Raw genomic sequence first — 15,085 nt, forward strand, 5'->3', positions numbered from 1 at the left:
AAGGTAACGGAACCCTGAATTAAGCGGCAGTATTCTATTTTCACAGGTTCGCTAACGCATGCGATCAGCAGCTTTTGCCGGATAGGGAGGCCAATCGGCAAAAGGCGGGAAGAACTTGCCGACCAAGAAAAACAGGCTTTGAGAGCGGCACAATCTGTGCTTAACGTTGCGTTTCGAATTAAGTCAACGAGCATTCCGGGGAAACGAATGAATCACCATCAACTCGAAAAAGACATCCGACATCTAGAACACGTCATTTCACACATTTCCGCTGAAGACCGAATACCGCTGTCTTATTGGCGCAATCGCATCGATTCGGTTTCCGGCGCGGTTCGCGTGCCAACGCAAGTCAATCGCATCAAACGGCTGAATGCCGCGCTCGCCGCACTCGAGGAGCGCCAAAAAGCCTGAGGCGATAGCCTCTGCTGTCGGCAGCGGTTTTTCGCCTCATTACGATCCATCGACGAAGCCAGGCCGGACAACATCGATATGCAAGCAGTGGGATTTTCATCGCCTCGGCTCGCGGTGCTCACGGGTACGTTGCAGGGCTATGTCGAACGAGGCGATGTGGCCGGCGTCGTCGCGCTCGTCTGGCGGCGCGGCGCAACCGCTTACTTCGAGCCGCTCGGCCTGCGCGACGAAGCCGCGTCATTGCCGATGGAGCGCGACACGCTGTTTCGCATCGCGTCGATGACCAAGCCGGTGACGAGCGCCGCCATCCTCATGCTGGTGGAAGAGGACCGGCTCACGCTCGACGCGCCGATCGCGCAGTGGCTGCCCGAATTCGCCGCGCCGCGCGTGCTGCGCGACCCCGGCGGCCCGCTCGATCAAACCGACCCGGCGCGCAAGCCGCTGACCGTGCTCGACCTGCTGACTCATCGCGCGGGCTTCGCTTATCACTTCACGGCGACCGGGCCGCTAGCCGAAGCCTATGCGGCCGCCTTCAACGGTCTCGACGCGCGCGCCGATGTGAACGCGTGGCTCGCGCGCATCGCCGGATTGCCATTGATGTTTCAGCCCGGCTCGCGCTGGCACTACAGCGTCGCCACCGACGTGCTCGGCGCATTAATCACACGAGTGACCGGCATGCCGCTGGGCGAGTTTTTCCACACGCGGATTTTCGAGCCGCTCGGCATGCGCGACACCGCTTTCTCGGTGCCCGAGCCGCAGCTCGCACGGCTCGCCACCGCCTATGGCGTCGATGCCGGCACGCGGCGGCGCGTGGTCGAGGATCACGCGTCGGCGAGCCGTTGGGCGAACCCGGCGCGCTTTCAAAGCGGCGGCGGCGGGCTCGTTTCGACCGCGCAGGACTATCTGCAATTCGCGCAGTTGCTGTTGCGGCGCGGACGCGTCGGCGACACGCGCTTGCTGTCGCATCGCTCGGTGGATCTCATGCGCTCCAACTTTCTGACTCGCGAGCAGCGCCGCCTGCCGGCGTTCGGTCATGCGATGTGGGCGGGTCAGGGCTTCGGCCTCGGCTTGTCGATCGTCGACGATCCCGCGCAGCAGTTGCCGCAAGGCTATCGTTCGATCGGCTCTTTCGGCTGGCCCGGCGCTTTTGGCACGAGCTGGTTCGCCGATCCGGTGGAAGATCTTATCGGCGTCATGCTGATTCAGCGCCGTTCAATCGATCCGTTTCCCATGGCAGTCGACTTCGAACGTCGCGTGTACGATGCAATTGACGATTGAGCGCGCGCCTCGCCGATGGTCCGCCGCTCGTTCAAGCGCCGCACGATGACGGGCTTTCTCTTTCCAGCGTTTTTTGGTCTGATAGCGTCCGCATGTCGGTCCGCCACAATCAATGGGAGCATTTCGTCATGGCCTCTTACAAGCAGTTGACCGCTCAGCTCGAAAAGCTTCACAAGGAAGTTGCGGCGGCTCGCGAAAAGGAGATCGCGCAGGCGATCGCCGACATCAAGCAGAAGATTGCCGAGTACGACCTGACGGCCGAGGAACTCGGCTTCGCGAAAACTCGTACGGCGGCGAGCAAAGGCGCTGCGGTCGCCAAGTATCGCAACCCGAAAACCGGCGAGACGTGGAGCGGGCGAGGCCGTTCGCCGGGCTGGCTTGCGGGCAAGAATCGCGATCGTTATCTGATCGACGCGTAGAGCGCGATTGCGCCATCCATCACTCTCAGGTGACGATGCCCGCGGCTTTTTTCGCACCGCTGCGCAAGTCCCGAAAACGCTCACCTTTGCTTCAAATTCCCGATTCGACTGGTGAATAGAAACCGGCGGCTTGCACCTGGCGGCATTGCTTCGGTGAGCCTGGTTTCTCTGCGGCGCGCACCGGCCGCGAGGTGAGCCCGGCGCAAGCATCGGGTCTCACCGACGCGCCGCAAACCCGCGCCAGCCTTTGCTGGCGGGCATTCCCAGGCTGTGCGAAGAATCCGGCGAAGCTCCCGCTGCGTCCGTCGGCCTTTCACGGATAGGCGTCGGCGCGCGGCTCGCGCGGTATCGTCGGTGCAATAAGCACTTCGCGGATGCTCACCTTTCGCTGTCCTCCACGCCTCGTCGCTGCTAGTCCCGAAAACCCTCACCTTTGCGCGCGTCGTCACCGGCAACGCGATGCGTCGTAACGTTCGTCCGCATTCGTCGGGACAAACCCGGAGTTGAGTTCGCCTCATACCCCGGATCAAAACTCATCGATACATGGTCGCGGACGCCGAACGCCACAATCGGTCATCCACTTAACTCGACGGAAAGACCATGAGCGTATCGGCAGACAAACAACTTTTTATCGGCGAAGGATTCGAAGGGCCGGGCGTGAACCTCGCGCATATCAACGTGCTGGTCGGCCCGCGCAACGGTCCCGCGGGGCAAGCGTTCGCGACGGCGCTGGCGACGCCTTCGGCGGGTCACGCGCCATTCGTCGTCATCGCGCGGCCGGGCGTGCCGACCAAGCCGTTGACGCTCTACGTGAACAAGGCGCAGATCGGCAGCGAGTTTCACGGCAACGCGACGTGGGGCGCGTCGCAGGCGGGCATCGCGAAGGCAGTGGCCGAGTCGCTCGAGAACGGCACGCTCCCGGCCGAAGCGGAGAACGACTGGGTGGTCGTGTCGGCGAACTGGGTCAATCCGGCCACCGACGACCTCGACGCCGTCTTCGAAAACAACTACCGCGCGTGCAGGAACGCCATTGTCGCGGCGATGAAAGGCCTGCCGCATCGCGACGAAGTGTTCGCGGCCGCGCGCGACGTCTCGAATCCCTTCTACACGCCGAAACAACGCTGACCAAACGGTGACCACACGCGGAGCGCGGCGCCGACTGCACGCGCCGCATCCGAACTACAAGGAGACAGGTTTCATGGAATACATTCGCCTCGGCCAATCCGGCCTGAAGGTTTCGCGCTTGTGCCTCGGCACGATGAACATGGGCACGCCGCAGTGGAAGCCCTGGATTTTCGACGAAGCGCGCAGCGAGCCCATCGTTCGTCACGCGCTCGAGGCCGGCGTCAATTTCATCGACCTCGCCGATTTCTATTCGACAGGCGTCGGCGAAGAAGTCGTGGGCCGCATTCTGAAGCGCCTCGCGCGCCGCGAGGAAATCGTCGTGACGACGAAGGTCGGCTACGACATGGGCGTGTATCAGAACGCCGGCGGCCATTCGCGCAAGCACATCATGGACGGCATCGACGGCTCGCTCGCGCGCCTCGGCATGGACTACGTGGACATCTACATGCTGCATTTCTTTGACGTGAACACGCCGGTCGAGGAAACCATGAGTGCGCTGAACGATATCGTTCGCGCGGGCAAGGCGCGCTATATCGGCGTATCGACCATGTACACGTGGCAGTTCGCGAAGATCATGCAGGTCTGCGAGCGCAACGGCTGGCATAAGCCGATCAACATGCAGTTGCAGTTGAATCTGGCGTATCGCGAAGAAGAGCGCGAGATGATCCCGTATTGCCAGGATCAGGGCGTCGGCGTGTCGGTGTTCAGTCCGCTCGCGCGCGGCCTGTTGACGAGCGACGCCAACTCGACGCGCAATCAGACCGACTTCTTCACCGCGCAAATGTACGGCGATAACGTGTCGCGCGAAATCGCGGCGTCGGTCGCGCGCGTCGCCGCGCGGCGCGGCGTGTCGGCTGCGCAAATCGCGCAGGCTTGGGTGCTCAGGCACGAAGGCGTGGCGAGCATGCTGGTCGGCGCGGATACGCCGGCGCAGTTCGACAGCGCGCTCGCCGCGCTCGGCACGACGCTCTCCGACGATGAGTTCTTCGAACTCGAACGCAATTACACACCGTGCGATCTGATCAACGATTACACCGCCGGCAAGCGCATTGCGCGCGAGCCGCGGCTTGCGCAAGGCGCGTTCGTCGAAAACCTGGAGAAAGCGGCATGAGCGAACTTCTTCGAACCGGGCATTACATCGGAGGCGAGTGGTATGAAGGTGCAGAGACCTATCCGGTCCGCAATCCCGCGACAGGCGAAGTGATCGCGCAAGTCGCGAAGGGCGGCGCGGCAGAGACGGTGCAAGCCATCGCCGCCGCCGAGCGCGCACTTTCCGCGTGGCGCTTGTTGACGGCGAAAGAGCGTGGCGCGCGCGTCAGGCGTTGGGGCGAGTTGATGCTCGAGCATCGCGATGCGCTTGCCGAGCTGTTGACGCGCGAACAAGGCAAGCCGCTTGCGGAAGCGCGCGGCGAAGTCGGCTATGCGGCGAGCTTTTTTGAATGGTTCGCGGAGGAAGCGAAGCGCGCCTATGGCGACGTGATTCCGAGCCCGAATCCGAACGCGAAGATCGTCGTGACGCGCGAACCCGTGGGCGTCGTCGCGGCCATCACGCCGTGGAATTTCCCGCTCGCGATGATCACGCGCAAGGCCGGTCCCGCGCTCGCGGCCGGTTGCACGATGGTGCTCAAGCCATCGGAAGAAACGCCGTTGTCCGCGCTTGCGCTCGCCGTGCTGGCCGCGAAAGCGGGCATTCCGCCGGGCGTGTTCAACATCGTTTCCGGCGATGCCGTCGCGATAGGCGGCGCGCTCACCGAATCGGACGTGGTGCGCAAGCTGTCGTTCACCGGCTCGACGCGCGTGGGCAAGTTGCTCGCGAAGCAGTCGGCGGATACGTTGAAGAAGCTCTCATTGGAGCTTGGCGGCAATGCGCCGTTCATCGTTTTCGACGATGCCGACATCGACGCCGCCGTGCAAGGCGCGATGGCTTCAAAGTTTCGCAACACCGGGCAAACCTGCGTGTGCGTCAATCGCTTCTATGTGCAGGACGGCGTCTACGACGCGTTCACGCAGGCACTCGCACAGGCCGCGCGCAAGATGCGCGTGGGCGACGCGTTGCAAGGCGACGTCGAACAGGGTCCGCTGATCAATCAGGCTGCGTTGAGCAAGGTCGAAGCGCACGTCGCCGACGCATTGCAGAAAGGCGCCAAGGTGTTGACCGGCGGCAAGCGGCACGCGCTGGGCGGCACCTTTTATGAGCCGACGGTTCTCGTCGATGCATCCAGTTCGATGCTGATCGCGCAAGAAGAAACCTTCGGGCCGGTCGCCGCGTGCTTTCGCTTCAAGACCGAAGACGAAGCCGTTACCGCTGCCAACGCAACGCCGTTCGGACTCTCGGCCTATCTGTACACGCGCGATCTGGCGCGCGCGTGGCGTGTCGGCGAGGCGCTCGAAAGCGGCATGGTCGGCATCAACGAAGGGATTCTGTCCACCGAAGTCGCGCCGTTTGGCGGCGTGAAGCAATCGGGCCTTGGCCGCGAAGGGTCGAAGTACGGACTCGATGAATACACCGAGCTCAAGTACATGATGATGGGCGGCTTGGGGCGCTGATCGTTAGACCGTTGGCGGATGTCGTTACGCGGCATCCGCCGCTCAGAACAATCACAGGAGACAAGATGAATAATCAGGATATCCAGGCAAGTGCGCTCGGCCTCGCGCCTGCGTTCCCCGCTGCGGCGTCGTCCGCGACGCGCGCCGTTTCCATTGACGACGTGCCGCTGAACGCGTTTCACGTCAAGATTGCGGGCCTCACGTTCGGCGCGCACTTCACCGAGGGCTTCGCGCTCGGCACCATCGGCTACGCGCTCGCCGCGATGAATCGTCAGATGCCGATCGACGCCTTCTGGATGGGCATGATCGGCAGCTCCGCGCTGATGGGCATTTTTCTCGGCAGCCTCGTGTTCGGCTGGCTGTCGGACCGGCTCGGCCGGCAGAAAATTTTCCTGATGAGCTTTGTCATCATCACCGTGGCTGCGTTCGCGCAGTTCTACGTGCACTCGCCTTTCGAACTGTGCTTGCTGCGCGTGCTGATCGGCTTCGGCATGGGCGGCGACTTCGCCGTCGGACATGCGATTCTCGCGGAATTCTCGCCGCGCAAGCATCGCGGAACATTGCTTGGATCGTTCAGCGTGATATGGACCGTCGGCTATGTGGTCGCGAACGTGCTGGGCATGCATTACGCCGATGCGTCGCCCGATGCGTGGCGCTGGCTGCTCGCCTCGGCGGGAATTCCCGCGGTGATCGTGCTGATCGCGCGCATGGGCACGCCGGAGTCGCCGCGCTGGCTGCTCGGCAAGGGCCGCGTTGCGGAGGCGAAGTCGGTCGTGCTGAAGCACTTTGGCGAAAACGTGACGCTCGACGGCGTGCACGACGAACACGCGCAAACGGCCAGCGGGTTCATGCGTCTCTTCGAAAAAGACCTGATTCGCCGGACGATTTTCAACTGCGCGTTTTTCGTGTGTCTCGTCATTCCGTACTTCGCGATCTACACGTTCTTGCCGACCATCCTGAAGGCGATTCACCTGAACAACGATTCCGGCGCGGATCTGCTGCTGAACGGCTTTCTGGTGCTTGGCGCACTGATTGGGATCTGGCTGACCATCAAGCTGTCGCGGCGACTCTTCCTGATCGGCTCGTTTGCGGTGACGTGCGTTTCGCTGATCGCGTTGAGCGTGCTGCCGGAATCGGCGACGCTCGCGATGATCGTCGCGTTCGGCATTTTCACGCTGACCATGTCGGCGTTCTCGAATCTCGTCGGCGTGTTCCCGCCGGAGTGCTTTCCGACCGAAGTGCGCGCGTGCGGCGTCGGTCTCGCGATTGCGTGCAGCCGTCTCGGCTCGGCGGTGGGTACGTTTCTGTTGCCGCTCGGCATTGCCGGCTTCGGGTTTCACGTCACGATGATGGTGCTGGCGGCGGTGCTGCTCGTCGGCATGGTTGTGTCGATTGCGTGGGCGCCTGAAACGAAGCATTTGACGTTGAACCAGGCCAGCGGCGGGTAGGGGGTATTTGCGGCGAGCCGGGAGCCGGGAGCCGGGCACCGGAACCGCGAACCGCGAACCGCGAACCGCGAACCGCGAACCGCGAACCGCGAACCGCGAACTGCCCGGCGGCCGCCGCCAAGTTCCGCTCGCCACGGCGACCACTACGGCACGAAGGCACGACCGCCCGCGGACCACTGCAACGACCTAACGCACTCTCCGCCTCCCCAATCCCCCTCCCCAGACAGCCGCCCCTCGCGGGCGGCTTTCCCACGTCCGGCGTCCCGGCGTGTATCATTCGTTCCCTGCGCTGTTCTGCGCTGGCGATTATCCGTATTGTCGAACGCTCGTTCCCGACCTGTTTTCCGACGCGGCCCGGTTGCCATAGTGATGCGGGTTCCCGACCCGACTCCCGCAGCTCGACGCCGCCGCGCCACGCGCGGCAGCCCGGAAGCCAGCCGCTTCCGAAGACCGCCGAACCCCTATCCGTGACCGCCAGACCCGATGTCAGTCTCCGAACTCAAACGCCGCCGCACCTTCGCGGTTATTTCCCACCCGGACGCGGGTAAGACCACGCTGACCGAAAAACTGCTGCTGTTCTCGGGCGCGATTCAGATCGCCGGCACCGTGAAGGGCCGCAAGAGCAATCGCTACGCGACATCCGACTGGATGGAGATCGAAAAGCAGCGCGGCATTTCCGTCGCCAGCTCGGTGATGCAGTTCGAGTACGGCGACGCGGTGATCAACCTGCTCGACACGCCGGGCCACGAAGACTTCTCCGAAGACACGTACCGCGTGCTGACCGCGGTCGATGCCGCCGTGATGGTGATCGACGGCGCGAACGGCGTCGAAGCGCAAACGCTCAAGCTGCTCGAAGTCTGCCGCAGCCGCAAGACGCCGATCGTCACGTTCATCAACAAGCTCGACCGTGAAGTGCGCGAGCCGCTCGACCTGCTCGACGAAATTGAGCAGCATCTGGGCGTGGCGGCGGTGCCGTTCACGTGGCCGATCGGCATGGGCAAGGAATTCCAGGGCGTCTACGATATTCAGCGCGATCAGGTTCGCGTGTTCCGCGCCGGGCAAGATAAGGCGGGCGGCGACGTCGAAACGCTGCAGGCGCTGAGCAGCGAGGAAGGCGAACGCCGCTTCGGCCAAAGCTGGGTGAAGGCGAAGGAAGAGATCGATCTGATTACCGGCGCCACGCCCGATTTCGACCGCGAGCAGTTTCTTGCCGGTCAGCAGTCGCCGGTGCTGTTCGGCTCCGCGATCAACAACTTCGGCGTGAAGGAAATTCTCGACGCGCTCGTCGACCTGGCGCCGCCGCCGTCGATGCGCATGACCGTGCAGCGTCCGGTGATGCCCGACGAGCCGAAGTTCACCGGCGTCGTGTTCAAGGTGCAGGCGAACATGGACCTGGCGCACCGCGACCGCGTGGCGTTCATCCGCGTGTGTTCGGGGCGTTTCGAGCGCGGCATGGCCGTGAAGGTGACGCGTTCCAACAAGACATTCCGCGCGAATAACGTGGTGACGTTTCTGTCGCAGCGGCGCGAGACGGTGAGCGAGGCGTATCCGGGCGACATCATCGGTATTCCGAATCACGGCACGCTGAGTCTCGGCGATACGTTGACCGAAGGCGAGGCGCTGCAGTTCGTCGGGCTGCCGTTCTTTGCACCGGAAATTTTTCAGACCGTCGAAGTGGTCGATCCGATGCGCGCCAAGCAACTTGGCGAAGCGTTGAAGCAACTCGGCGAGGAAGGCGCGATTCAGGTGTTCCGTCCGGAAGTGGGCGGCTTGATGATCCTGGGCGCGGTTGGGCAACTGCAGTTTGAGGTGGTGTCGCACCGCTTGTCGACTGAGTACAAGGTCGATGTGCGCATGGCGCCCGCGCGCTACCGCATGTCGCGCTGGGTCACTTGCGACGATCCCGCCGAACTGCGTCGCTTCACCGATTCATACGCGGCGCGGATCGCGCTCGACGCATCCGACGCACCGACGTATCTCGCTTCGCATGTCTCGGAAATCGAAGTCGCGCAAAAGGCGTGGCCGAAGATCGTGTTCAACGAGTTGCGCGAGCATTCGGGCGCGCCGTTCAAGAAGGCGATGTAACGCAGGTGGGCCGCGAGCTCACAGCGGCTTACGTAACAAACTTACGCAACAACAAAAAGCCGCGTGGTGCAGTCATGCCCACGCGGCTTTTTCCATTCGATTGCGGGCTCATTGCCGGCATAGGCGCTGCCGCCGGACACGGCTCCATCAGCCCATCTTCAACACTTCTTCCCGCAGCCAGGCCGCAAACGCCTGCACGTATTCAAGCGCGGCGTGCTGCGGCGCGACGTCGAGCCAATAGCCGAACGGGCCGGCCACTTCAACGTCCGAGAAGCGTGCAAGACTGCCGTCCGCGAGTTCCTCGACGATCATGTTCCTGTCGACGATAGCCAGTCCCGCGCCCTTGCGCGCCGCGCGAATCGCCTGTTCGAGCGTCGAGAATTCAATGCCGTTTTCCGCGTAACGCGCGGGCAGCCCCGCCGTGGCCAGCCAGTTCGGCCATAGGTCGAGCCTTGCGTCGTTGTGCAGCACATGCAGCGCGGGCATGTGTTCAAGCAGCCTGTCGAGCGGCTCGCCGAGCAACCTCGGCGCACCCACGAGCACATGGCGCTCGGTCATCAGCAGTTCGGAATGCGTATCGGCCAGCGCGTGCCGGCCAAAGCGGATGTTGCAATGACAGTCCGTGGTGGGCTCGGTGCGGATCGACAATTCGACGTCGGGCATTTCGTCGGCCAGCGAACCGAGCCGCGGCGAGAACCACTGCGTCGCGAACGTGGGCGGCACGGCAACCACGAGACGGCGCCGGCCCTTGGCCGCGGTGATCTGACGGAAGCCGCGCTCGATCGTATCGAATGCGTCGGACAGGCAAGGCAGAAACTGCACGCCCACCGGCGTCAGGCGGATGCCCTTGTGGTCGCGCTCGAACAGCTTCGCGCCGAGCGATTCCTCGAGCAGCTTGATCTGCCGGCTGACGGCGCCTTGCGTCACGCACAGTGCGCTCGCCGCGCGATTAAAGCTCATGTGGCGCGCGGTTTCCTCGAAAAAGCGCAACGCGATGAGCGATGGCAAGCGTCGCATACATCACCTTCTGATTCTTTGACATCCGGGGCAGTGCGGCCGATGGGAAGGCGCGCGGATCGTCTGCGATTGTCGCACTGAAGCGCGGTATTTTGCCTGCGCACGCTAAAAAAATCCCGGCGCGCGGTCGCGTTAATCAAGCGTCGATTGACGGCGGCCAAGGCTTGCGTTCGAGAAGCACCGCGCGATCGCTCCACTTCGCCTATCCTGACGAAGACGCGCGCGTCGACGCCCGAGCGGCGCGCCCTTTCCATCTGCGGAGCGCCTGTGACCGTTCGCAATCTCGACGCGTTGTTCCGACCGAAATCCGTCGCCGTGATCGGCGCTTCCGAGCGGCCGGGCAGCACCGGCGCGATGGTGTGGGCGCGGCTCCTGGAAGGCGGCTTCGACGGCCCGCTGTGGCCCGTCAATCCGAAGCACCACACGCTCAACGGCCACGCGGTGATCGCCGATGCCGGCGACTTGCCTCAAGCGCCGACCGTCGCGCTGATCTGCACGCCGCCCGCGACCTGGCCTTCGATCATTCACAAGCTCGGCGGTTTGGGCACGCGCGCGGCGATCATCGTCGGCGAAGCACGCTGCGACGATGACCGGCTCGCGTTGCGGCATGCGCTTTCGGCGGCGCGGCCGCATCTGTTGCGGATCGTCGGGCCGGGTAGTCTCGGCGTCGTGTCGCCGGCGCTGCGCGCGCATTTCGGCGCGCCGTCGTGCACGGTGAAGGCGGGCGGCGTCGCGTGGGTGTCGCAATCGAATGCGCTGACCAATGCCGTGCTCGGCTGGGCGCACGCGCGCGGCCTCGGCTTTTCGCACGCGGTCGCGCTGGGCGGCGAGGCCGACGTCGACGCGGGCGACGTCCTCGACTATCTGGCGAGCGATCCCGGCACGCGCGCGATTCTGCTCGAACTCGACAGCGTGCGGGCGGCGCGCAAGTTCATGTCGGCGGCTCGCGCCGCGGCGCGCAACAAGCCGGTGCTCGCGCTGCGCTCGGGCCGCGCCGATCCGGCGGATGCGCTTTACACCGCTGCGTTCCGCCGCGCGGGCATGGTGCGCGTGGACGCGCTCGACGATCTGCTCGACGAAATCGAGACGCTCGGCGTGGGCCGCGTCGCGGCGGGCGCGACGGCGACGCTGATTACGAGCGACCGCGGCCTCGCAACATTGGCCTGCGACGCCTTCGCCGCCGCCGGCGATACGCTCGCGCCGTGGCCCGACGAAGCATCGCAGGCATTGCAGCAAGCGTTGCCGAACGTGATCGGCGGCAATCCGCTGCAACTCGGCGACGACGCGCGTCCCGAGCATTTCGGCACCGCGCTAAAGCTGCTGGCGCAACATCGCGGCACCGGCACAGCTTTCGTCGTTCATGCGTCGACGCATAGCGCGCCGGTCGACGAGGTCGCGCAGGCATTGATCGCGAATCAACGGTTCGCCTATCGCGGTCTGCTCGCCTGTTTCTTTGGCGGCGTGGACGCGGCTACGCGCGATGCGTTGCACGCGCAAGGCATTCCGGTTCACACGACGCCGCAGCGGCTCGCCCGCGCGTTCGCACGTCTCGTCGATTATCGGATGGGGCGCGAATTGCTGATGCAGACGCCCGAGGGTTTGCCTGCCGAAGTCCCCGACGCAATCGACGCCGCGCAAGCGCAGGTTTGCGCGGCGCTCGCGGCAGGTGAGCACCAACTAACCGGCGAAGCCGCGGCGGGCCTATTGGAGCGGTTCGGGCTTCGGGTCGAAAACGAAGCGGGCGGCGCGCATGAGGCCAAGCCGATAGTCGGCATCGCGGTCGCGCTTCACGACGACGATAACTTTGGCCCGGTGTTCCGCTTCACGGCGCCATCCGCCGATGGCGTCTCCGAGCCGTTGCGCGTGTACGGCCTGCCGCCGTTGAACCCGGTTCTCGCACGCGACATCGTCACGCGTTCGCCCTATGCGCGGCTCGTCGCGCCCGAGCCGGCGCTCGCTGCGCTCACGGCGCTGTCGCACGCGGTGTGCGATGTGAAGGAGATCGTCGGATTGTCGTTGACGCTCAATGTGTACGACGACCACGTCGCGGTGCTTGAGCCGATCGTCAGCATTGCGGCGAAACGCAGCCGGCTTGCGATCGTGCCGTATCCGCGCCGTTTCGAAGAGACGCTCGACTGGGAAGGTCTGCGTGTGACCGTGCGGCCGATTCGCCCGCAAGACGAGGCCGCGCATCACGATTTCGTCGAAGCGATGACGCCTGAGGATCTGCGCTTGCGGTTCTTCGGCGCGGTCGGCAGCTTCGATCATTCGCAGCTCGCGCGCATGACACAGATCGACTACGACCGCGAAATGGCGCTGATCGCGACCGTGCGGGACGAAGCCGGCGTTTCGCGCACGCTCGGCGTGGTGCGGGCGGTTGCCGATCCTGATAACGAAACGGCCGAGTTTGCGGTGGCGATCCGCTCGGATCAGAAGGGGCGACGGCTCGGGCGTTTGCTGACGGACCGGATCATCCGGTATGCGCGGGCACGCGGCACGCATTGGCTGGTGGGCGAGGCGCTGCGTGAGAATACCGCGATGATCGCGCTCGCGAGGGCGAGCGGCTTCACGATGACGCCGACGGAAGATCCGGGCGTGGTGGGGTTTCGGATGGCGCTGGATGACTCTGGCGAGAGCGAAACGCCGTCTATCCGATGACGAAAGCACACATAGGTTCGGACGTTTCTTCAAGTTCTTCGGCTGAGAGTATCCCTACAATCTTACGACGCGGTTACGTTCCGACTTCAATTGCTGGAACGCCTGCCGTGCGACGCTCAGCGTTCGCGTGAGAAATTTAGTTAGCTCTCTTAAAAGGTCAACGAATGAATAAGAAATGTATCCGCGAGCCAATCGGGCGCGGGGTGGCGCCGAATTATCGTCTGGCGCTGCTGCCAGCCATGTTCATGGCAGTCGTGGGCACTGCGTGGGCCGTGGACGGCGGTGTCGTAGCGGCGGGCGCCGGCGCGATCAAGACGCAAGGCAAAACGACGACGATTTCGCAGTCGAGCGACAAGATGATCGTCAACTGGAAGAACTTCAACATCGGCAAAGATCAGTCGGTGATTGTCAATCAACCGGGCGCTACATCGGCTGTGCTCAACCGTGTGACTACCGCGAATCCGACCCAAATCGACGGCACGCTGAAGGCTAACGGGCGCGTGTTCGTGGTGAATCCGGCCGGGGTTGTGTTCGGCAAGAGCGCGAAAGTGGATGTTGGGAGTCTGGTGGCGTCGACGCTGGACATGCATGATCAGGAGTTCATGGACGGCGGGCAGCCGTACGGAGGCAACTATCGGAGCCTCAATCTGTATCCCGGCCAGGCAGACGGACGTGTGACGAACAACGGCAAGCTCGTTGCGCAGGGAGCGGTCATTCTCGTTGGCCCACAGGTAACCAATTCCGGCGTGATCGTGGCGAAGGATGTCACGTTGGGTGCGGCGAATGGCGCCGCAATGGTGATGAACGATTCAAGCCTGCGGGTGGTGCTTGGGAAACAGGCACAAAATGCGCTCGCAGCGAATCACGGTTCTATTACCGCGAACGGCGGCGACGTCCTGTTATCCACGTCCGCCACGGGTGCCGTTATTGGTACCGTTATTCAGAACACAGGTCGCATTGAGGCAACAAGTGCATCTGCGAGAGAAGGCGGCACTATCAGGCTGTCTTCTATGGACGGCGGCAAGATCAGCGTAAGCGGCCGTGTATCGGCTGACAATCGAATCGAGATCAGTTCCGAAGGCCAAGGCGGAGTGCTCGCTCCGGCCGGCACCTTCCTCGACCCATCCGTTGCCCGCGCACGCGTGTATTCGGCGCCTTCGACACACGACGTGACGGTTGAATCTGGCGCAAAGCTGGCGTCAAAAGGATCGGTGAACATTAGCTCTTATGGCGGCAAAGTCGATATGAACGGCGTTATCAATGCTGGCAGCGATGTCAATATCGATTCCACCGTTATGAAATACGGCGACATGGGTCCCGAAACGGCTGATGGCGTGATTACCACCAACGGCCGGATCAACGCTCAGACCGCGCAATTGATGAGCAACAGTATCAACATCAATGCGCCCATTAAGACAGTGAACGGTGTGTATGTGGAAAGCTACAGCGGCGACGTCAATCAGCGAGCCAATGTAACGTCGACGAACGGCTCCATATACTTACTGGCTGGAGGCAACATAAAACAGGCCGATAGCGTCAAAACCTCTGCGGCCCACACGGTTACGTTAGACACCGATTCGAATTACTGGTCGTACAGGTTGCGGTCGAACGAAATTCGAGCAGCGAATATCGCGGCTGAAACGATCAATATTCGAGGTGGCGATATCAAACTCGCCGGCAACCTCAACGCGGATAACGACATCTCGGTCAAGTCCAAAACGTACAGCCCGTCGTGTCCTTCGGGCATGTCCTGTATCGCGGTGCTGACGGGCGGCCATCTCGCTCAGGCGGGTAACGTCATCAGCCGCGACGGGAACGTGACATTGGATGCGAGCAGCTCCATTTCACAGCAATCGAAGTCGCGCACCTCGGCGGGCAAGGTTGTCACGTTAGATAGCTTCGCTGTCGACACGGGCAAGATCGACGCCGGCAAGCAGATCAACGTCAACGCTTATATTGCGCGCCTGGGTGGGAAGCTGACTGCGCCGGAGATCAACCTGCCGGACAACACGGAGAACGTTAAAGGTAACGTCCGGATTCTGCCGGAATCGGCGAGCCTGTAACGCTCGGTTGACGTGACGATGCGGATGCGTCACG

11 protein-coding genes are annotated in these 15,085 nt (G+C 63.3%); 10 read left to right on the top strand and 1 reads right to left on the bottom strand.

What is annotated here, in order from left to right:
- Positions 1–207 precede the first annotated feature (207 nt).
- From CUJ91_RS30335 to CUJ91_RS30370, 8 genes are all read left to right on the top strand, one after another.
- Positions 208–411, top strand: a complete 204-nt coding sequence (locus CUJ91_RS30335) for a hypothetical protein (RefSeq protein ID WP_006047503.1) — start codon at positions 208–210, stop codon at positions 409–411.
- 78 nt (positions 412–489) lie between these two features.
- Positions 490–1,689: a serine hydrolase domain-containing protein gene (locus CUJ91_RS30340; protein WP_114157883.1), complete on the top strand. Its 1,200-nt coding sequence runs from the start codon at positions 490–492 to the stop codon at positions 1,687–1,689.
- A 128-nt stretch (positions 1,690–1,817) separates the two neighbouring features.
- Positions 1,818–2,108: an H-NS histone family protein gene (locus CUJ91_RS30345; protein WP_006047505.1), complete on the top strand. Its 291-nt coding sequence runs from the start codon at positions 1,818–1,820 to the stop codon at positions 2,106–2,108.
- A 600-nt stretch (positions 2,109–2,708) separates the two neighbouring features.
- Positions 2,709–3,233: a formaldehyde-activating enzyme gene (fae, locus tag CUJ91_RS30350; RefSeq protein ID WP_006047506.1), complete on the top strand. Its 525-nt coding sequence runs from the start codon at positions 2,709–2,711 to the stop codon at positions 3,231–3,233.
- Between the two features lie 73 nt (positions 3,234–3,306).
- Complete coding sequence (locus tag CUJ91_RS30355) at positions 3,307–4,344, top strand: aldo/keto reductase (protein WP_114157884.1); 1,038 nt, start codon at positions 3,307–3,309, stop codon at positions 4,342–4,344.
- On the top strand, positions 4,341–5,780 hold the full coding sequence (locus CUJ91_RS30360; protein ID WP_114157885.1) for an NAD-dependent succinate-semialdehyde dehydrogenase: 1,440 nt from the start codon (positions 4,341–4,343) through the stop codon (positions 5,778–5,780). Before CUJ91_RS30355 ends, CUJ91_RS30360 begins: the two co-directional genes overlap by 4 nt.
- A 65-nt stretch (positions 5,781–5,845) precedes the next feature.
- Positions 5,846–7,228: an MFS transporter gene (locus tag CUJ91_RS30365; protein WP_114157886.1), complete on the top strand. Its 1,383-nt coding sequence runs from the start codon at positions 5,846–5,848 to the stop codon at positions 7,226–7,228.
- A 483-nt stretch (positions 7,229–7,711) separates the two neighbouring features.
- Positions 7,712–9,313 carry a peptide chain release factor 3 gene (locus CUJ91_RS30370; RefSeq protein ID WP_006047510.1) on the top strand — a complete coding sequence of 534 codons (1,602 nt, stop codon included), beginning with the start codon at positions 7,712–7,714 and terminating at the stop codon, positions 9,311–9,313.
- 147 nt (positions 9,314–9,460) lie between these two features.
- Here the strand turns inward: CUJ91_RS30370 and CUJ91_RS30375 are convergent, their stop codons facing one another.
- Positions 9,461–10,330 (bottom strand): LysR substrate-binding domain-containing protein, encoded by an 870-nt coding sequence (locus tag CUJ91_RS30375; protein WP_029967355.1) that lies wholly within the window; start codon positions 10,328–10,330, stop codon positions 9,461–9,463.
- A 267-nt stretch (positions 10,331–10,597) separates the two neighbouring features.
- On the opposite strand from CUJ91_RS30375, the gene CUJ91_RS30380 reads away from it, so the two are divergent.
- Complete coding sequence (locus tag CUJ91_RS30380; protein WP_114157887.1) at positions 10,598–12,988, top strand: bifunctional acetate--CoA ligase family protein/GNAT family N-acetyltransferase; 2,391 nt, start codon at positions 10,598–10,600, stop codon at positions 12,986–12,988.
- Between the two features lie 164 nt (positions 12,989–13,152).
- Positions 13,153–15,051, top strand: a complete 1,899-nt coding sequence (locus CUJ91_RS30385) for a filamentous hemagglutinin N-terminal domain-containing protein (RefSeq protein ID WP_114157888.1) — start codon at positions 13,153–13,155, stop codon at positions 15,049–15,051.
- Positions 15,052–15,085: the final 34 nt, after the last annotated feature.

This window comes from Paraburkholderia graminis, from assembly GCF_003330785.1.
GTDB classification, from domain to species: Bacteria; Pseudomonadota; Gammaproteobacteria; order Burkholderiales; family Burkholderiaceae; genus Paraburkholderia; species Paraburkholderia graminis.